Source organism: Rapidithrix thailandica, from assembly GCF_039710355.1.
Lineage (GTDB): Bacteria > Bacteroidota > Bacteroidia > Cytophagales > Flammeovirgaceae > Rapidithrix > Rapidithrix thailandica.
In genome coordinates this window covers 290,553-310,721 of record NZ_JBDKWZ010000008.1, presented here as the reverse complement: position 1 = coordinate 310,721, position 20,169 = coordinate 290,553, and the positions used below count along the sequence as shown (strand labels likewise).

Below are 20,169 nucleotides of genomic sequence, written 5' to 3'. Positions count from 1 at the left end.
TTCACTGACAAAAATTGAAAATCACTACTGGTAAACACCTGGTTTTCATAAAGAAAAGTAGGGTGTTTTGCTTGTCATTTGTGCAATTAGCAATTATCCTTGCCTTAAGCTTTGTTCAACATAACGATAAAACAGGATGACTGTAAAAGAACACTATGATACGCACCTGGGGAATTTCTACAGTTGGATGGCCGGTGATTTTACATCCAAACAGAAAGATTTTCAACAGTTTCTCGAGAAACAAAAGCTTACCCCAACCCTCTCCAAAATCGCTTTAGACTTAGGTGCAGGGCATGGCATTCAAAGTGTCGCGCTAGGAAATCTGGGTTTTCAGGTCAAAGCCCTTGACTTTAACAAACAACTGTTGAGCGAACTCCAAACCAACCGTCAGGATTTACCCATCGAAATTATCGAAGCGGATATCCGGTCTGTGGAAAATTATGAAGACTTGCAACCTGAATTGATCGTTTGTTGGGGGGATACATTAACCCACTTGGATAATACAACGGAGGTCAAAGAATTTATCGAAAACTGTGCAAAAACGCTGATTCCCAAAGGGAAACTCCTTTTATCTTTTCGCGATTATACTTTTGAGCTAAAAGGAGATAAGCGGTTTATCCCTGTAAAACAGGACGGAGAAAAAATCTTGACTTGCTTTCTGGAATATGAAACGGAGCGGGTTAGAGTAACCGACCTCTTGTATGAAAAAAACGGCAAGGGATGGGAACAAAAAGTTAGCTCTTATTACAAAGTCAGAATCTCGCCCCAAGAAGTGGAAAAGACCCTTGTTGAAAACGGGTTAACCTTACGTATCAGCCAATCCATTAACGGACTTCGAATGATTCTCGCTGAAAAATAAATAAACACAACCCTCGTGGTTGTACTGTTTAAAACTTAACTAGTACAACACCCCTTCGTTTTATTGCGAATTTAAAAACCGATAAAAGAAGACAGGCATTCCGCACTTCTACCAACATGAATTGGCAAGGCTAGCCAATTCATTAATCGTACGTCCCAATCCTCAATATGTGTGAACCTTCTTCTGTAGCGCACGTATTTGAAGTTGTGTTATTAATCAAAAGTATAATGCATAAATATGCCATTGAAGTAGAAAACAACATTCCACTATACTTCTGCAGGAACCCCAAAGTAGATATAGAAAAATGATAGAAGGCTTATAAAAAGCATATTTTTGATTAGAAAAAAAACACACTATTTTAGGAATTGACAGGTGAAGACCAGAAATCACCGTAAAAAAAACGGGGCGTCACCGAAAAGCCAAACGAGTAGGAAGAAAAAAGCTTAGATTATGGGATTGTTTTCAGCATTATTAGGTAACGCAGGCGTGGTCAGCCAAGAGGATTTGATCAGGGAATACGGAATGCTTTTAACCGATGGAGAAGAGATTGAAATTGGTTTTAAGTTAGTCCGCGATACATTTATCTTTACGAACAAGCGCTTGCTCCTGATTGATAAACAAGGTTTTACCGGAAAAAAAACGGAATACCTCTCCATCGGTTATAAAAGCATTTCGCGATTCAGTGTGGAAACAGCCGGTACCTTTGATTTGGATGCCGAATTAAAGATTTGGATTTCCAGTGAAACCCGTCCCAGCATTATTAAGAAATTCAACAAATCGGTCAATATATACGATGTACAAAAAGTCCTAGCTCAACAAGTGTTGAAATAGGACTTCGGAAACACTTTCAGCTAGCGCATACCGTTACATATTCAGGGTATGCGCTTTTTTCACCGGAAAGACATCCCTACCCACATAGCGGGCTTTTTTGGAAATAAAACAGCACGTTCACCCCCCAAAACAACGATTTAACTCCTCCCTTTCTAAAGAATAAAAGTGAAATTCGGAAAGCCCTTTTCAAGTTCTTTCCGGCTTCAACAATAAATACCTATATAAAAGTACCCTACCTATTCGCACTCAAAAACAATTTGAGTTAAGTTCTATTTGCGTCAATTCTCTTAATTCATCAAAGAATAAAACATTCTCTAATAAATTTTTTGTCAATAAAGCGGTTAGGGGCTTGTCTTTTTTTACTTTCTTTTAATGTATTTTCTCAAGAGATGAACTTTTAAGCGAGAGCCATTATGAATGTGACCGGGGTACCGGTTACTACAGGGCAAGAGTTTACTTATATAGACTGTGCTATGGGTAAGGGCCAACCTTGGCCAGGCCCCGACTGGTCCAACGCATTGGCACAAGGGCTTCAGGATGCCGGTTGGGAAATGCGATTCAATGTCAATTTCGGATATTATTTCTAAACCCGAAAGACCTATTAAACGCGCGTAAAAGTGCTGTAACAATGAAGCACAATGGCTGCGTTGTTACAGCGCTTTTAACAAGGCCGCACTTGCGTGTCACTTATTTATCCGTAAGCACCCGGCCATGCCTCATATAAATCGGCCATGTCACTTCTTTTACTTCCTCCGGATTTCCCCAGGCTTTCAGGAAAGGTTCTGTCAACACCTCCAAAGGATCAACCTGATGTTGTTCATAATATTTGTGAGCCGCAGACCATGTGCGGAAATAATTCTTCAACTGCTCTAATGTCCAATGAGCCCTCATAGTAAACGCACTGCGAGGCAACTCTTCAAAAGGAAACCAAAGGGAACCATAGGTATGGTCTTCAATGGTTCTTTTGGGCCAAAAAGGTCCCAACAAATCATCATGTAATTGCTTTACAACCCGGTCCACAGATTCGTTCACCGATAATAAACCATAACACCATAAGGCAATTACACCACCGGGACGAAGTACCCTTCTGACTTCACTATAAAATTCTTCGAGCACAAACCAATGGGCAGCTTGTGAAGAAGTCACCAAATCTACAGATTGGTCTTCCAACGGGGCTTTTTCAGCGGCACTGAGTTTATAAACCACTCTTTCATGTGCTTGGGCATTTTCCAATTGACCTTTACTCAAGTCGGTGGCAATTACTTCGTCATAAAATTCTGTAAGCGGCACGGCAGTCTGACCGCTTCCCGTACCACAGTCCCACACCCGTTGGTGCCCGGGAGTCAGGCTGGAAAGGTATTGAAACAACTCTTTGGGGTACGCAGGCCGGTATTTACGATAATTATTGGAAACGGCCGTAAAATGATCTTTTTGCATAATTTAATGAGTAGGTTGCAGCATTTGCATGCCCTGTACGGCCGGATTATTCCCGCACATCGCTCACAAACACTATGTTATTTACAGTCAATTTGTTACAACAATATATGATTTAGAAACCCCCAGGGAATTTCTATCCATTTACTTTGGGTATTTCTTCCAATACTCTGATACCCCTCTTCGGGTGAAAAAGGGAATGTACTGGATGGGTTTTATCCTTTAATTGACTGACTACGGCATCTGCTATATAAGGGGACTGTGTAAACCCACCGGTGTTATTTCCTCCGGTGATGATCAGCTTTCCATTGTCCAGAGCTGGAAGCGTTTCAAAAATACCCAGGCTGGTAGGCGTCCAAGGGCGTACACAATACCGTTTGGTCGAGTCAATAGTTGCAGCACCTTCTTCGTACGCTTCCGGAAAATACGTTTGAGCCGTATTTTTCAAACTTTTATAGATCCCTTCTAATTCATCGTTTCCGATACGGTTCTCCGTTAAATTTCCAACATAGCCATACCCTGACCCCAACACCAACACCGGCTCCCCATTCTGATGAATTAAGGTTACATTAGTATCCTCCCCTACATGTCCGGCTTTGTGAATTTTCATGGAATAGTTTAATTCCGGGTGTACATTGGGGATAGTCAGCCATACCCCCAATACTCCATGGACCAGGTTGTTTGATTGAGTAGTGTCCAGTGAAGTACCCGCATAGGCTCCAAGGGACAACAGGTAATGGCCGTACTGCTCCAGCTCCCCGTCTACGATAATCCCTTTCACTACTCCTGCCTGATCGCGTTGGACTCCGGAGAATGTAGTATTCCATCGAAACTTCGCCCCATAGGCCATCAAATACCAGATAATTCTTTTGGAAAGGTCTTGTACTTTCAACGTAAAGCCTTTGGCGGTCATACAGCCCCCGAGCTTCCCGGTAGCGTTAACTTTGCGGAATACCGGATATTTCCGAAGAGCTTCCTCCTTGTCCAAAACATGAACGAGGGAGCCCAGACGCGAATGAAGTTGTTTGGCAACATCAAAATCAGCTGCTTCGGAATAAATGCGCAAAATTCCCCTTCGAAAATCCAAATCTTCAAATAACCCTTGGGCCTCTGTGATCCATGTTTCCCAAAGGGCGCCACTTCTGATATTTACCGTGTAAATGTCTTCACCAAATTGGCGGGCTTCTTCAGGGTTTACAGAGTGAAAATCCTGGATCCATTCCTGTTCAGGTAAACTCAGCATTTCTTTTGCCCGAACCAGCCAACCATCCTGATCAATTGTATTTTCAAAAGCCCGATCCATTTTAGAATACAGCTGACTATCTTTTTCATTATAGTTGTCAGCCTCCGTATAGGAAAACATCCGCACATTTTCTCCACCGAATGTACAACCTTGCTCTTTCCAATGACTATTGGAAAAAGGGGACGGAGCTTTATCTATAAGAATAAGATCGTAATGCTCCTTTGCCAGAAAATAGGCACTGACCAAATTGACAATACCGGTTCCAACAATGACAATTTTTTTGTTATTTGAATACATCCTTCTGTAATTTTATTTCACCTATAAACTGGTAGTATAACTCTAAAAAATACAATACATACCCAGGCTGTACACAGCAATGTTATTCCGGTTATGTCAATCAACTGTAATCCACCTTTAAGGCTTTCTAAAGGGAATCGTAATGAAATAATGATAATTCTTTCTATTACTGATAAATCATCTGAATGTTTGCGTTGTTACAGTATTTAAAAAAAACACACTCGCCTAAAACACCATACCTAAATATACTTATATAGATAAATTATCCAAAGCGTTCACAATGATTTTTATAAAAGTTATTATGAATAAAAGACCTTTGAACGGGCAGTTTTTTTGTCAAACGCAACTTGAAACTGTACACCGACAACATCATTCCCCGAAAGCCTTTCAATTTGTGATGTTTGTTTATTTTATGATGGGCTTGAAAACAGCATATCAAATACAGAGTCAAGCAAGAACATTACCCGGTGCTAAAAGTTGACTTATCAGATGCAATTCAAAAAGGAATGGGAGAGGCTTATACGCCAAATGTACACAAAGCCTGGGACAACGCTATTGACCTGATCACCGGCATTATGCAGGAGAGTTATATCCATAAATCGGTGGCAAATAACGAGTCCTAAGTTATTTTGTAGAAAGTTTTTCCCAAACCGGTACTCCTCTGCTATTTTTGACGGCTCAATTCCGGAGTTTTATGTTTCTTTGATTTGCCTGAAAGTCAAGCTCATTCTTCCTTGCGGAGTATCGGATTTCGGTACTGCATGTTGCCATTTGTCCTGCACATCATTCCTCATATAGATCAAAGAGCCGGACGGAAGCAGATAATCCCGAATTACCTCTTTGTTGGCGATATTTCTGAACCGCAAAGTATGCGTTTCGCCCAAAGAAACGATGACTACCCCTGTGCCTTTCACCAGAATATCCGTCTGGTCGGAATGGTAGCCCATTTTTGACCGTCCATCCAAATAGTAATTAATCAGGCAGTTATTAGGCCTGAAGCCTACCGTCTGTTCTATTTTCAGGAGTACTTCAAGCAACTCACCAGGAAAGTTTTGATGGGGATAGTGCATTTGAGAATAATTATATGCCACACCATAACTGGCAGTCTTTCTAGCTGCCATTCGTTCATCCCAAATTACATGTTGTTTTAAATATTCAAATAACTCCGTTGAGGACATCAAAAAATTTTCAAGATAGGTAACCCCTTTCATTTTCCAATATTTTAAAAGAATCAACACTATATATTTAGGCACCGGAGGCAACTCGCTCTCTCAAGAGTTTCCAAAAGTTTGTCTAAACTATATACTTTAACGCTCTTTAAACATTCGCTTTAACCAATGTAACATCACCGGTTTTATTATTAAAAACCATTTGTTGAACAGTAATTTCCATTTGCACTTTGTCATCTTGTAAAAGATGTAGACATTCCCCCGCACTTTCCGGTTTTGCCCTTTGCAAAAGCTCTATTGCCCGGTCATACCTACCGCAAGAAGTGGCTTGCAACAAACTACTGTCATCAGTCAATACATTATTTCCTAAGGTTTTATAATCATTTGTCACCACAATAAAGTCTTCCTGGGTACCTCTTGTCGCATATCGTTTCGGTGTTCTTTCGATGACCACCTTTTCATCAGGAGTCACTCCGGAAAGAAGAATCAGACAATCGCAGGCAATGGTTATTTTCTCCAGCTTTTCTTTCGCATCTTGAAAAGAGTTTGACAATTCGAGCACATCCCTAAGTAAAAAAGAAATCGGGTAAGCGACCTCCGGAGGCTCGTCACTTTCCACAGCATTCAACGTCAATGAAAATTTACCCGGTTTCACTCCTGACAAAGCGCCCAGAAAACCGGCCCACCCCACGGTTTTAAACAGCGTTTTACCATTCTCCTGGAAGTTAAAAATTCTGGAATGCCTGCTCAACAAATTATTTTCAGTATGCCAGTCTAAATTTCTCGCATGTAAAATGGTATCTTCATGATTGACGGCAAATGCCGTACACCCAAAATAAAATTTTAATATATCATAATAAAGATTCGCAATGAGTACTTCCGTAGTCGAAAATTTAGAGAAAGATGAAATAAATTCAATTTCCTCTAAATACGTGAAGGTAACCAGTTCTTGTTTATATTGATGTATACTATCAAATAAATACTCCGCACTTCGAAAATCATTTAAGTAACATTCCAATAGTGCATCCATTTCCTCTTTATATACCCTTAAAAAATCCCACCTCTTATCCACAGGCAAGTCAAGGTTCACAATATGTTCTTCCATTTTCGCGATTTATATCATCCTGTTTTTACAAGTTTAAAATAAAAGATAAGCAACTTAAGGAAAATCCCACGAAAACTACTTATTTACTTTTTATTAAAAACTACCTTCCTCTCCTCTTTATGTCTACCACAAATAGGCATTTTCCTTTTTACAGAATGAAACACTTTTGCCCGCTTTATTTATAATATTTTACTAAAAACCTATAGGATTTTTTCCTGATGAAAGTAAATAATGAAAAATCTTGTACATTTAGCTCTTTCTGCTTCAGGCAGACCTTTTACTCACAATTTAGCATTTACCATTATGAGTCAAACCTATCAGCAGATACGCTCCAATACCACTTTTACACCTCCCAAAAATTGGCAACAGATTCAAACAATCGATATGCATACCGGCGGAGAACCTTTAAGGGTGATTGTAAGTGGATTTCCGGAACTGAAAGGCCGTTCGGTTTTAGAATACAGAAGATATATCAAAGAACATTATGATTATTTGCGTAAGGCTTTGATGTTTGAGCCCCGGGGACATGCCGACATGTACGGTTGTCTCTTACTCCCTCCCAATGATGACGAGGCTGATTTCGGAGTCATTTTCTTGCACAATGAAGGGTATAGCACCATGTGCGGACATGCTATTATCGCCCTCTCCACCTTGGCAGTGGAAATGGGCTGGGTGCATGTGCAGGAGGGTGACAACCTATTGAAAATTGATGCGCCCTGTGGCAGGATTACAGCCTTTACCCATGTAGAAAACGGGAAGGTAACCGGTGTACGCTTCCATTGTGTTCCCAGTTTTGTAGTGGGATTAGACAGAACGATAGAGGTACCCGGGCTGGGAACTGTCACCTATGATTTGGCATATGGCGGGGCATTTTACACCTATGTATCCATGGAGAAAAACCACTTTGACTTTGATCTGACTCCTAAAAGTTACCAACACCTTATCCAAGCAGGAATGGACATCAAGTGCGCAGTGATGCAACAAGACCAGGACGTTATCCACCCCTTTGAAGCGGATTTGAGTTTTGCTTATGGTACCATTTTCATTGGAGAGTCCTTACATGATGACGCAGACAGCCGGAATGTTTGCATCTTTGCCGAAGGTGAAGTGGATCGCAGCCCAACCGGATCAGGAGTTTCCGGCAGAATGGCCATTCATTACGCCCGTAAAGAGTTGAAAATAGGCGAACATATGCGTATTGAAAGTATCACAGACAGTGTATTCACTGGCTCGGTAATTTCCGAGCAGGCTTACGGCCCTTATACCGCAGTGATTCCACAAGTAGAAGGAACCGCTTTTATTACCGGGATGCACACTTTTGTGATCAACCCTGACGATCCGGTAAAGCACGGGTTTATACTACGCTAAAAAGAAACGAGGCTGTCTAAAAAATTGAGATATGCCCACCAATCCTGAAGGCACTAAGATGTACACAGGAAAAATGAGTTATAAATCAGCTATTTAGGACTCTTGGTATCTTAGAGTCCTCGTGGCATTTTATGTTCTATTGACTTTTCGGACAGCCTCGTTCTAGTATTTTTTACATAAAATGCAGTATTGGTTATGATTCTTTTCCCACGATCAAGGCGACCGGTATTTCCGAAATCTTAAACAATACTTTCCCATTATCTTTTTTGCTCGTATTTTCATCAATGTACTACCACCGTATGGGTGACATTACCCAGTTTCCAGTGAGCATTTTTGATTTGAACTTCTTTGATTGCGAAATCAAATGAAAAGTGATGTTAGATTTCAGCCCTCTTTCATCATCGCAATTTTTTGCTGTTTTTCAGCAGGGATGGTCCCGGTAGGAATCCGTACATCTACTACGTTCCAAACACCTATACATTCACTCTCCTTAAGTAATTGACACTGAGCTTGTCACCCTGCTATCAAGAACAAAAAGAGAAGTATTTTGACTGCTTGGTTCACCGTTCTTTTGTTTGGAAATGTAAACAACTATACTTTTTCAACTCAATTGCCAAAGCCATCTCAAACATTCAATATATCCCGATCGCATATATTAATTCCAGTCATTGCTTTAAGAGGGTACTTACAGAAGTTTGGCTAAAATAAGCCGGCCCAACCTTTAAAGGTTTCTACACACCTCCCCCGTTATGGGGTATAAGTTAAAAAAAACTCTCTTTAAAAATGGCATTATATCCCCCCGATTTAAGTGTAGTCAAGCAGACTTATCCATCTTATTATAAAGCCATTCAAAATATATATAACCCACTCTTCCGGACATATCATAATTCCTTTTAAATATTTTGTTTTTTTTAAAAAAAGTCCATTACTTAGGCTTTTATAGAAAGCATACCATATATCAAGTAAATAAGCTTTTGGAAGATATTGAAATACAAAAGTTGTTTTACCTCCCTTACTATAATTACTACTTGTACTAGCCAGTCCCAACCTTAAAAAAAGAGGTTGTATTAGGTATATATCAGGATGACTCCTCATATTCCCTATTAAATCCTCTTATTATTATAGGAGACGGGTTTGGTAGTACAAAAAGCGAATCGTGGTGATTTGCTGGCTCAACAACAGGTATTAATTGTATTAACAACAAGAGTTAAGGTTCAAAAGAAGGGTTTCCGATTTTCATCAAGGATTAAAAGCACTTTATTTTTGGTGCTTACAATCGCTTATTTGGAAGAGGTATGCCCTGTTACAAATAAAAAAACAGCATAGTCACAAGTGGATTATGCCATGGGTGAGGTATGTGGTTTGCTTTCTAATACATCACAAATCAACACACCCATAGCCTTCTGAGAAGGGCAATGACGTACAATTTTCTTACGACTGATTATTTTCAAACAATTTACAAAGGCGCAAACCTTGGCTTGCATTTCAAACATCCCCCAAATTGGGTTATTATATTTCATAAATATGATCCAACCCTAATACGGGAGAGGTATACCCAAACCAATTTGTGTAACCCTACATGGAGTACGCCTTGGGAGAGGTGTGTGGTACGCTTTCTAAATTCATCACATCTCAACACGTCATTGTCCTAAAAGGCCAGATAATTTAAGTTGAATTGGCCAGGTATTAAAATTTCATCAAAATCAATAAACAATGAAAAAATCAATACTACTCATCTGTATGGTAGTGATGGCATTTCTATGCTACTGCCCTGTTGCCTTAGGGCAAAACTCCGATAAAGTGGTATCGGGTACGGTAAAATCCGCCTCTGATGACAATCCCCTTCCCGGGGTGAATGTGTTAATCAAAGGCACCTCCATAGGAGCCATCACCGATGCCAATGGTAAATACCAACTGCAAGTCCCTTCTGACAATCAACAAATCCTCGTATTCAGTTATGTGGGTTATGCTACCATGGAAATAGCAATCGGAGACAGGTCCGTGGTTGACATTTCCATGGATGAAGATGCACAAGAGTTAGGCGAAGTCGTAGTTACTGCCTTGGGGATTGAACGGGACAAAAAAGCCCTAGGCTATTCGGTACAGGAGCTGGATGGGGAGGAACTCACAAAAACCAAGTCCAGCAATGTGGTCAATTCCTTGTCAGGACGGGTTGCCGGCGTGCAAGTCACCGGATCTTCCGGTTCTGTAGGAGCTTCCAGCCGGATCATCATCCGGGGAAACAGCTCATTCAATGCCGAGAACCAGCCTCTATTTGTAATTGACGGGGTATTGGTCGATAACTCTCAACCCCGTAAGCCCAGTGAACAGAATACAGCTACTGTAGGGAACAACGATGGAGCTGACTATGGTAATGCCGCCACGGATATCAACCCGGATGATGTAGCATCCATCACGGTTTTGAAAGGTCCTACAGCAGCGGCATTGTACGGTTCCAGAGCGCAAAACGGGGTGATTCTGATCACCACCAAATCGGGAAAAGGTACAAAAGGCTTGGGCATTTCCTACTCGGGAAGTTATGTAGCTGAAAAAACCTTGCTACTCCCTGATTTCCAAAACTCTTTCGGACAAGGGGGGTATGGAGCTGTAGACGGTACGGATTACATAGCTGTAGACGAAAGCTGGGGACTTCCCTTAGACGGCAGGGATATGGTTGATTACTTAGGGAACACAGTGAAATGGGTTCCTCAACCGGACAATGTCAAAGACTTTTTCGAAACGGGTTCGCTGCAAACTCACTCCGTATCCTTACAAGGGGGCAATGACAAGGGGAATTTCCGTATTTCCTACACCGACTTGCGGCAAACAGGGGTAATTCCCAACACTCGTTACGACCGCACCAACCTCGGTTTCAACGGAGGCTTTGCCCTATCGGATAAGATTACCATTAACGCCAGTGCAAATTATACCATGGGAAGGGGTAAAAACCGGCCTCAAACCGGGTACAATAACTTTAATCCTCTTCAACAGCTTTACAACTGGTTCGGACGGCAAGTAAATATGGATCAATTGCGCAACTACAAGGATGCAAACGGAAATCCACTCTTAAACCCGGCAACGGGCTTGCACTACAACTGGAATTCCTCTTATCATAACAATCCCTTCTGGATCATGAACGAAAACACCAACAATGACCGGAGAAACCGTTTGATTGGTCAGTTTTCTATCACCTATGATATTCTTCCTTGGTTAGTCGCCAACCTGCGTGCCGGAACCGATGCTTATACGGACGAACGAAAACAAATTTACCGGGCGGGAACCTTGAAACCCAATCACTACAGAACCGGTGGCTTTGAAGAGCTGGAATATATCCATCAATCCACCAACATCGACTTTACCCTTACCGCCAAACACGATTTGGGAGAAAACTTCTCCTTCAGCCTGATGGCCGGAGGAAGCCGCTATGACAGACGCTTCCGCACCAAATCCACCATTGTTCAGGGCTTGGCCGTACCGGGAATCTATAATGTTGCAAACGCAGCTAGTTTCCCGATTTCAGACGAAAGGTTAGAAGAAAAGCGGATCAACAGTTTGTATGTATCCGGCCAGATCGGCTATCGCGACTTAGCATTTATTGAATTCACCAACCGGGGCGATTTTTCTTCTGTTTTGTACCATTCTGACCCCTTCTACCAATACCCTTCTGTTACCGGTACCGTAGTCTTGTCAGAATTGATCGACTTGCCTTCATTGGACTTTGCCAAAGTACGGGTAGGATATGCAGAGGTAGGAAATGATACCGACCCTTATAAACAACTGAATTATTATCTGACTTCAGAGCAATTGACAACCTCTGATGCCGGAACCATTCGCAGCCCCTACAACGGATATACCTCTTTTACATTAACCAGCAACCTGGCAAACGACAACTTAAAACCCGAAAGAACAAAGTCCTGGGAAGCCGGTCTGGAAATGCAATGGTTTAACAACCGTTTGGGAGTCGACTTCACCTATTACAACAGTTTAACCCAAGACCAAATCGTACCCTTGGATATTTCCGATGCTACCGGATATGACAATAAATTGATCAATGCCGGAGAAATCAAAAACTCAGGGGTAGAAATCATGTTAACCGGTACTCCGGTACAATTGAATAATAGCTTCCAATGGGATGTTTTTGTCAACTTTGCCAAAAACAACAGTGAAGTCACCTCGATCCATCCCAATGTCAAATCGCTGCTAGTAGGTGCACACAGGGCCCGTTTGGAGCTCAGAGAAAACCAGCCTTACGGATTGATTGTCGGTACACGCTTTAAGCGAAATGACCAGGGGCAATTGATTATTGACGGCAATGGCCTTCCCGTACAGGATCAGGGTACCCACGTAATCGGTAAAGTGCAACCTGACTACACAATGGGTATTGGCAACGAATTCAAATTTAAAGGCCTTTCTTTTAGCTTTTTAATTGATATCAAACAAGGTGGCGACATGTTCTCTTTGACCAACTTTTTCGGAAACTATGCCGGGGTCTTGGAAACTACCGTCTTCGATGGCAAACGGGAGGATTTCATTGTAGAAGGAGTTACGGAAAGCGGCTCACCCAATGCCACTCCGATTGCCGTAGAGGATTATTTCCATCATACCTTCCAGTCACAAGAAACCGCAATTTACGATGCCTCTTATGCGAAGTTGCGGGAAGTACGGTTAAGCTATAACCTACCTTCGAGCTTCCTCAACAAAACGCCTTTCAAAAGGGCCCAGGTCTCTTTGATTGGCCGGAACTTATGGCTCATCCATTCCAATGTGCCAAATGTGGACCCGGAAACCAGTATTGGTTTTTCAGGTAACTTCCAGGGCTTTGAAGTCAACAATGCCCCATCTACAAAATCCTATGGTGTCTCACTTAATTTCTCACTGTAAAATCCGCTCACATGAAAAGGAAATATAATCTTTCATTAAAATACCTGTTGGGTACCCTGCTCTTGCTCTGTATGTCTTGTGAAGAAGGTTTTGAAGACTTAAGCAAAAACCCCAATCAACCCTTAGATGTAGAGGCTAAAAACTTAATTTCCAGCATAGAAGCCTCCATGGCCTATGAAATATCTTACCGGGCCAATACACAAATCCTCAACTTATGGGTACAGCATATGGCCGCTTCCCAATACCCGGAAGAAGACCAATATGTACTGAGGGATGGAGATATAAACAATATCTGGAACATGATTTACAATACTCCTTTAAACGATGCACAAGTCATTGTAGACAAAGGAACCGAACTGCAAAACAATCAATTGATTGGAATCGGAAAAGTCTTGAAAGTATTCCTATTCAGTTACTTGTCAGATTTGTTCGGAGACATTCCTTTTTCTGAAGCCTTGCAAGGCTCCCCGGAAAAAGGAGATCTGCTTACACCCAAATACGATGATCAGAGTACTTTATACCCTCAGTTAATCACAGAATTAGACGAAGCCTTAGCTTCCCTGGATCAATTTAACCCGGATCTATCGTCCAATATCAATGGGGAAGATTTGATGTTTGGCGGAGATGTTGGATTGTGGAAACGTTTTGCAAACTCTCTGAAACTACGCTTGTGGATGCGACTTTCTGAAAAAGATGAAAACGCTGCAAAAGCCGCCATTATGGCTATGGACGTCAGCGATATGATGGAAGACAACCTGCACACAGCCAAGGTGGTTTTCTTGAACAATAATGGCAACGCTACCGCAGCCCACTTAACGGGAAGAGACCAGGACTTTAGACTCAGCAAAACGCTGGCAGACTATATGATCGGCAACGGCACCCGTGCAAACCCGGAAGATCCCCGCCTACCGGTATATGCTACCCCTACCCCTGACAATAATGATTATGTGGGTATTCCCAACGGCATGAAAGGCTTAAATTCCGTAAAGGATGATGACGGCTCTAGTTTTACATTTAAAAACACCTCCCAACTCGGACAAGCCTTCTTACAAAGGGACTCGCCCATGTGGATCATGACGTATGCGGAAGTATTGTTCTTACAAGCTGAAGCAGCACAACGTTGGGGGGCTTTCGGAGGCGATGCCAAAGCCCTATACGAAAAAGCGGTAATGGCTTCTGCCAGCCAATACAACATCACGGATATGGCAAAGGTGGCCGATTTATTGAACGGCACCGCCAGCTATGATGATGCGGCTGACAAATTAGCCTTAATCATGACGCAAAAATGGGTCGCTTTATTTACCCAGGGAAATGAGGCCTTTGCAGACTGGAGAAGAACCGGACTTCCCGCGCTTTCTCCATCAGTAGACAACCTGAACGAAGATAAAATACCAAGGCGTTTGCCCTATCCTACCGAAGAGTTTTCAGTAAACAAATCCAACATTGACGCCGCTATTGCCAACCAAGGTGAAGCCGGATATAACGGCCGGGTTTGGTGGGACCAACCATAAAACGCCTAAATAATTAAAAGGTTTAGTGTATCCATTACGTACCTCCAGTATTGAAATACTGGAGGTTTTTTTTACAATTGATTCTTTTTCTTTTCAGATTACTTATTTCGAATTGTTTAGCTTTGTAAGCTTATAAAATTGATTGGACAAATCTTTCACTTTTCCCGCCGGGTTCGCCAAAACTTGAATGCTTTTCGAATACCCCTTGATAGCTTGTAAATCATACAAAACCGTTTCCTGGCTACCGGCTTCCAAAGCCTCAGGTATGTTGTTTTGAATTTCTGTAGGGAAAACAACCGGCACGAAGCTTCTCTTGCCTTTAGGCCCTACTACAATTCTCTGAAAAGAACCGTCTTGTGCATGTAATGAAAAACGATAGAAATCTATCTCCCCCCGCACATCAAGCGTAAACGAATGGAAACTTTCCACTTCAACAAGACTTGCCGCACCTTCAATTGGTGTAAACAGAGGTTGGACACCCGGCAAATAATTACTACTGCTTCCTCCTTCGTATTCGAAATTGACATACGAAGCATATTTCTTAAACAAACCTTCCGGGTACGTAAATGTCAACTGATGGTTATTCATCAGATACTCCCCCCAGTCATAACGCTGAGAGGGTTTTTCCGAAACTTTAAAACCATATAAACGGGCCTTAGCTTGATGCACCGGTGAAGGAACCTCCCAAACAAACCCTTTCAGTTTTGTTTCATTTTCGAGCAGGTCAAAATCAAGAGTCGTTACTTTCCCGAAAGTCACCCCGGTAAAAAACCGGTATTTAAATGCCTCCGGAGTTTTGACATGCACCAATACTTCACTCAAGTCTGCCTGTTGAGAAAAGGAAGTCACTTTGGACAGTTCGTCAAGTGTATAGAATGTTTTTCGGTTTCCACCCACAGTCAAAACTTGAATATACTCAAAAGCATCTTCTTTGGGAAGATTGGTCCATTTCACTTCTTTTTCAATTATTTGTTTTCCATTACCCAGCCTGATCTCATCATTTCCCAAATACACTTCACGAGACAAATGCCAGGTACTCCCCCTTTCCAGTTCCAGGTAAGTAGTCAATCGGTTGACTTCATTATATTCCGTTTGTTTCTCTTCGGATAAGAGTGTCACAATATTAAAATCAAACCTCTCTCCCTGATAGTCCTTGGACTTGAGCGGATAGGCACCCTCGCCTTGCACTTTTTGATAAGCCAGCACCTCGCCCTGGGGGTCACTCAGCAGAACATAACAGACTTCTCCTTCCCGCAAATAGCTGTCATCCATATGCACCGTCAACAAGATATTCTTAATACTTACCGAAGCCAGCTTCTCCATTGTTTTCCCATTGTTTGTCACTACCACGGCCTTGATGGTATAATCGCCATCTTTATGTGTTTTGGTATCCCAGGTAAATTCAAACGGAGCCGTATCATCGCTGGCAACAATCTCATCATCTACCTGTATATCCACTTGTTGAATGCCCTCCACTCCCCTAGCTTCCACAGAAAATTCAACGGTATCCCAAATGCCTTTCCCGCCTTCCAAACCGACAATTCGGACATTTTTCACGTCAATTTGCACCTCCTCGACATTGCCTGCACACCCAGATACCCACAAAGCGATGAGTAACAACCATCTTATAAATACTTTTTCCATTTTTGTTGTATATTAAAATTTGCGTTATCAAATGATGATCCAATGGCCATAGGAGTATTGGCATTTTCCCAAGCACGTTCAGAAATTCCCATAGTAACCTTCAAACAAGCCGTACAGAAGCGCTAACACAGACAGCCACAAGCGATTAAGCGGATTTCTTACAAACCATACCTATTACATTGGAGTATGCGCAAGCAAAAAAAGCACAACCATGAGAAATCACCAAATCATTCCCTACCAAACCCAAGTAGGCGGGTGCAGAAGTTTTGAATCGCCAAGAAAAAAATATTTCACAAGAGAAGGAAAAAGAATAATCGTTGGCATTTTGCATCCAGAGGCAAAAAATTGCGGTGACTTCCGAAATAAATCACTGTTTTCCATGAGTTTTTAACCTCTTTCCTTAAAATAACTTTTGATTTATTTATAGAAATCTTCATTATTATTACTTTTGTAGCATTGGCTTTGAGAGAGGGTTCATACCTAACTATTTTAAGCAATACTTAATACATGTAGTGCCCTCCATCCCAAAAATCAAAAAGTCATTTGGAAATCGGGATAAGATTTTATTAATTAAAAAAGAAAACTATTTGTAGAATTCTTAAATACTAGAATGGCAGAAATCAGATTTAGAACTAATCAAAGAATTAGAGCCCGGGAAGTAAGGGTTGTGGGTGAAAATGTAGAAAACGGGATCTTTTCTATAGAAGAGGCGTTGAAAATGGCTCGGGCACAAAAGTTGGATTTGGTAGAGATTTCTCCCAAAGCCAAACCTCCCGTATGTAAAGTTATAGATTACTCAAAGTTCAAATACGAGCAGAAGAAAAAGCAAAAAGAACTTAAAGCCAAGCAATCCAAAACGGTGGTGAAAGAAATCCGTTTTGGCCCTAACACCGATGAGCACGATTTGAACTTTAAAACCAATCATGCTATCAAGTTCTTGAACGAAGGCAACAAAGTAAAAGCCTATGTTCAGTTTCATGGCCGTACCATTGTCTACAAAGACCGGGGCCGGGATTTGCTGATGCGCTTTGCCGAAAAGCTGGAAGAGCATGGCAAGATCGAGCAGAAAATAAAGCAAGAAGGCCGCAGAATGATTATGATGCTGGCACCAAAAGCTACTAAAAAATAAGTCGAACATACCTGCACTCCAATGTTGTTGAGGAGAGTGCCGGGGAAAAACAACCTTTTTTCGAAGTATTGCACTTACTAAAAGAGGTTGTTTTTGTTTTCCGGAAGTGAAGTCATGAAGGAAGTGGCATTACTCCACACCTTTTGTTAACTTACTTCCTGATTCGACTTTGGATATCGGATAGAGGAACAATACAGGAAATAGAATTTTTACGTAACCCCTGATTCAGACAGGAAAGAAAAGGCTACAGGTAAACCATTGCAAGATCCTTAATACGTTCAAGAATGAATTTTATTAAGTTTCTCATTGCTTAAACCGAAAAAAAAACTACCTTTGCAGCCTCGAAATCTGCATTTATTGGGAATTAAAATAGTGAAAAATGCCAAAGGTTAAAACTAATTCAGGTGCGAAAAAAAGATTCAAAGTAACTGGATCTGGAAAAATCAAAAGAAAGCACGCTTTTAAAAGCCATATATTGACTAAAAAGACGACTAAGCAAAAGAGAAATCTGACCAAAATGGGCTTGGTTCATACGTCAGATGAGAACAGAGTGAAGGATTTATTAAATCTCTAAGCCCTGTATTAAAGGACTTTGTGATCGAAAAAATTAGTCTTCAACGTTTTAAACCATAAATAAAAATGCCTAGATCAGTTAATTCGGTAGCGTCAAGAACAAGAAGGAAGAAGATCTTGAAATTAGCCAAAGGCTACTGGGGAAGAAGAAAAAACGTGTGGACCGTAGCTAAAAACGCGGTTGAAAAGGGTCTTCAGTATGCTTACAGAGACCGAAAAAACAAGAAAAGAGAGTTCCGTTCTCTTTGGATTCAAAGAATCAATGCAGGAGTGCGTCAGCATGGACTTTCTTACTCTCAGTTTATTGGCAAGGCAAATGCAGCAGGAGTTGAGTTGAACCGCAAGGTATTGGCTGACTTGGCAATGCACCACCCTGAAGCCTTCAAAGCTGTAGTTGAGAAAGTAAAATAAGACATTTTCTCTATTCAAGAGCGACAGGGAGCAAAATAGCTCCCTTTTTTATTTCTTCTTATTGCCTTTGCTTTTGACAATGCTTGTCATAATCCCTTCTTTTACTGCCCCCCAGATATAATGAAACAAGGAGCGTTCTTTGTTGCGCGCTACGGCAATGGTTCCCAAATGAAACCCTTTGGAACCCAAAAGGTTCTTATTCCGGATAATTACCTGATTGGCTAAGAAAGAAGCCAACCGTCGTTTTTGCACACCTTTTGCCTTCTGTTTAAAGAGGACAATCTTCAGTTCCTCGTAATCAGCTTTTAAACGACCTCGTGCCCGGTGTTCATCCGCTATAAAATGGAAATTAATGGATCGAAACCTACCCGACTGTAAGCGCACAGAGGCCAAAGGCTCAAGTACAGGATTCAGCATATGCTTGTTCAAACCGGTAATTTTCCCGGTCAATTCAAATTGATTATTCTCCTGAAATACAGGAACCTGCAAAGAAGCATACATCCTCCCCTCTCCTAACACTTTTCCACTGGCCGTCAAAGTAAAGGCTTTGGGAGAAACCTCTTTCTGTAGCGCAAGTGCCTTACCCACTTGCGGTATATTGGTTAAATGTTTTCCCAAGGCATTTACTGCAGAAAATGCAATTTGCCCAGGGGAGCTCTTCCCTTTGGCTACTTCTTCATACACAACCCCCCCCTGGCGTATACGAATAGAGTCAATAGCAAAGGACACATCCATTTCTCTGAGTAACTGAGACGGCAACGGTTTATACCCTCTGGGCGAAGGTAAATTCCGATCCCGGTAGATGCTCACAGTAGGTCGAACCACCTGTATCATTGATATATGCCTCCATGTTTTCGGATGAAAGCCCTGTAAGCGGATTTTTGAAAAATAAGCCTGTATCCAATCTTTTTGCCTGATCAATTGACGGTTGAAGGCCTTTTTGCCCAAGCGAGGTTGTAGCAGCAGATCCTCCATCGTCAACGTACGTTTTTGGGAATTCACTTCTATATTCTTTACTTCTAGATGATGATCCGGCAAACTGTTCGCTGTAAACCGGTTAAGCTTTACATACATTTGTTCGTACCTGACTTCTTCATTATTGCCCTGAATTTCCCTATGCACACCTTGAATCTCCGCATACATAGAATCCACTTGGTATAGCAATTCTTCCTCGTGTTGGGCCTGATAACACGCTCCGTTAAAACCGTGAATGGCCAGTTGGCCGATGGAAATGGCTTTGAGATACTCTTCCCATAGGGCTTTCTCCCCGGTTAATCCTTTGACTTTCAGTGAATCTTCCAGAAAAAATATGCACTTTGCTCCTTGCACGGTCAAACTCTCAACATATATTTTTTTTTGAGTAAATAGCTCCCACCAAGCCCATCCTTCCACACGGATTTTGTCGAAAACATAATTCCCCCGGCTCTGATGATGCCACTTTAAGGAATCTTTGGGATAGATATGAATCTCATTCAAGTCAATAGAAGCCTTCCAAAGACTCACCTCCAGCTCGCCAATTTTACAAGCATAGCGATTGGAAGGGTGTTGGTTAATATAACCCGTCAGTTTAGCTCCCATCCACCGGCTTACATATTGATCGGCATAAAGAAAGGAATACCCGGCAATGGCACCAACGAGTAGCAATAAACTGAAAAATACGTAATGACGGGTTAAAAATTTGAGCATATTTTACATTTGGGGGCTGGTGTTATGG

16 protein-coding genes are annotated in these 20,169 nt (G+C 41.6%); 10 read left to right on the top strand and 6 right to left on the bottom strand.

The window, feature by feature from the left end; genetic code table 11:
- The first annotated feature begins 136 nt into the window (after positions 1 to 136).
- The 3 genes from AAG747_RS16045 to AAG747_RS16035 all read left to right on the top strand — a co-directional run bounded on the left by AAG747_RS16045 (position 137) and on the right by AAG747_RS16035 (position 2,277).
- Entirely contained in the window at positions 137 to 859 is a 723-nt protein-coding gene (locus tag AAG747_RS16045; protein ID WP_346822209.1) for a class I SAM-dependent methyltransferase, read from the top strand.
- A 450-nt stretch (positions 860 to 1,309) separates the two neighbouring features.
- A complete protein-coding gene (locus AAG747_RS16040; RefSeq protein ID WP_346822208.1) occupies positions 1,310 to 1,690 on the top strand; it encodes a PH domain-containing protein in 381 nt (126 codons plus the stop codon).
- A 413-nt stretch (positions 1,691 to 2,103) separates the two neighbouring features.
- Entirely contained in the window at positions 2,104 to 2,277 is a 174-nt protein-coding gene (locus AAG747_RS16035) for a hypothetical protein (protein ID WP_346822207.1), read from the top strand.
- A gap of 100 nt (positions 2,278 to 2,377) precedes the next feature.
- Here the strand turns inward: AAG747_RS16035 and AAG747_RS16030 are convergent, their stop codons facing one another.
- Positions 2,378 to 3,127 carry a methyltransferase domain-containing protein gene (locus AAG747_RS16030; protein WP_346822206.1) on the bottom strand — a complete coding sequence of 250 codons (750 nt, stop codon included), beginning with the start codon at positions 3,125 to 3,127 and terminating at the stop codon, positions 2,378 to 2,380.
- A 133-nt stretch (positions 3,128 to 3,260) separates the two neighbouring features.
- Positions 3,261 to 4,664 carry an NAD(P)/FAD-dependent oxidoreductase gene (locus tag AAG747_RS16025; protein ID WP_346822205.1) on the bottom strand — a complete coding sequence of 468 codons (1,404 nt, stop codon included), beginning with the start codon at positions 4,662 to 4,664 and terminating at the stop codon, positions 3,261 to 3,263.
- 434 nt (positions 4,665 to 5,098) lie between these two features.
- Between AAG747_RS16025 and AAG747_RS16020 the strand changes: the two genes are divergently transcribed.
- Positions 5,099 to 5,287, top strand: coding sequence for a globin family protein (locus AAG747_RS16020; RefSeq protein ID WP_346822230.1), 189 nt, complete (start codon positions 5,099 to 5,101; stop codon positions 5,285 to 5,287).
- A 69-nt stretch (positions 5,288 to 5,356) separates the two neighbouring features.
- On the opposite strand, the gene AAG747_RS16015 is transcribed toward AAG747_RS16020, so the two are convergent.
- Positions 5,357 to 5,875, bottom strand: coding sequence for an alpha-ketoglutarate-dependent dioxygenase AlkB (locus AAG747_RS16015; RefSeq protein ID WP_346822204.1), 519 nt, complete (start codon positions 5,873 to 5,875; stop codon positions 5,357 to 5,359).
- 106 nt (positions 5,876 to 5,981) lie between these two features.
- Positions 5,982 to 6,938 carry a C45 family autoproteolytic acyltransferase/hydrolase gene (locus tag AAG747_RS16010; RefSeq protein WP_346822203.1) on the bottom strand — a complete coding sequence of 319 codons (957 nt, stop codon included), beginning with the start codon at positions 6,936 to 6,938 and terminating at the stop codon, positions 5,982 to 5,984.
- Between the two features lie 231 nt (positions 6,939 to 7,169).
- Between AAG747_RS16010 and AAG747_RS16005 the strand changes: the two genes are divergently transcribed.
- The 3 genes from AAG747_RS16005 (at position 7,170) to AAG747_RS15995 (ending at position 14,698) form a co-directional block, all read left to right on the top strand.
- Positions 7,170 to 8,306: a proline racemase family protein gene (locus AAG747_RS16005; RefSeq protein WP_346822202.1), complete on the top strand. Its 1,137-nt coding sequence runs from the start codon at positions 7,170 to 7,172 to the stop codon at positions 8,304 to 8,306.
- Between the two features lie 1,713 nt (positions 8,307 to 10,019).
- Complete coding sequence (locus tag AAG747_RS16000; protein ID WP_346822201.1) at positions 10,020 to 13,187, top strand: SusC/RagA family TonB-linked outer membrane protein; 3,168 nt, start codon at positions 10,020 to 10,022, stop codon at positions 13,185 to 13,187.
- Between the two features lie 11 nt (positions 13,188 to 13,198).
- Positions 13,199 to 14,698 (top strand): SusD/RagB family nutrient-binding outer membrane lipoprotein, encoded by a 1,500-nt coding sequence (locus AAG747_RS15995; protein ID WP_346822200.1) that lies wholly within the window; start codon positions 13,199 to 13,201, stop codon positions 14,696 to 14,698.
- Positions 14,699 to 14,800: 102 nt separating this feature from the next.
- Here the strand turns inward: AAG747_RS15995 and AAG747_RS15990 are convergent, their stop codons facing one another.
- Positions 14,801 to 16,342 carry an Ig-like domain-containing protein gene (locus tag AAG747_RS15990; RefSeq protein WP_346822199.1) on the bottom strand — a complete coding sequence of 514 codons (1,542 nt, stop codon included), beginning with the start codon at positions 16,340 to 16,342 and terminating at the stop codon, positions 14,801 to 14,803.
- 610 nt (positions 16,343 to 16,952) lie between these two features.
- On the opposite strand from AAG747_RS15990, the gene infC reads away from it, so the two are divergent.
- From infC to rplT, 3 genes are all read left to right on the top strand, one after another.
- A complete protein-coding gene (infC, locus tag AAG747_RS15985; RefSeq protein ID WP_346822198.1) occupies positions 16,953 to 17,471 on the top strand; it encodes a translation initiation factor IF-3 in 519 nt (172 codons plus the stop codon).
- A gap of 379 nt (positions 17,472 to 17,850) precedes the next feature.
- Positions 17,851 to 18,045, top strand: coding sequence for a 50S ribosomal protein L35 (gene rpmI / locus AAG747_RS15980; protein ID WP_346822197.1), 195 nt, complete (start codon positions 17,851 to 17,853; stop codon positions 18,043 to 18,045).
- Positions 18,046 to 18,110: 65 nt separating this feature from the next.
- A complete protein-coding gene (rplT, locus tag AAG747_RS15975) occupies positions 18,111 to 18,455 on the top strand; it encodes a 50S ribosomal protein L20 (RefSeq protein ID WP_346822196.1) in 345 nt (114 codons plus the stop codon).
- A gap of 48 nt (positions 18,456 to 18,503) precedes the next feature.
- Here the strand turns inward: rplT and AAG747_RS15970 are convergent, their stop codons facing one another.
- Positions 18,504 to 20,141: a hypothetical protein gene (locus tag AAG747_RS15970; RefSeq protein WP_346822195.1), complete on the bottom strand. Its 1,638-nt coding sequence runs from the start codon at positions 20,139 to 20,141 to the stop codon at positions 18,504 to 18,506.
- Between the last annotated feature and the right edge of the window lie 28 nt (positions 20,142 to 20,169).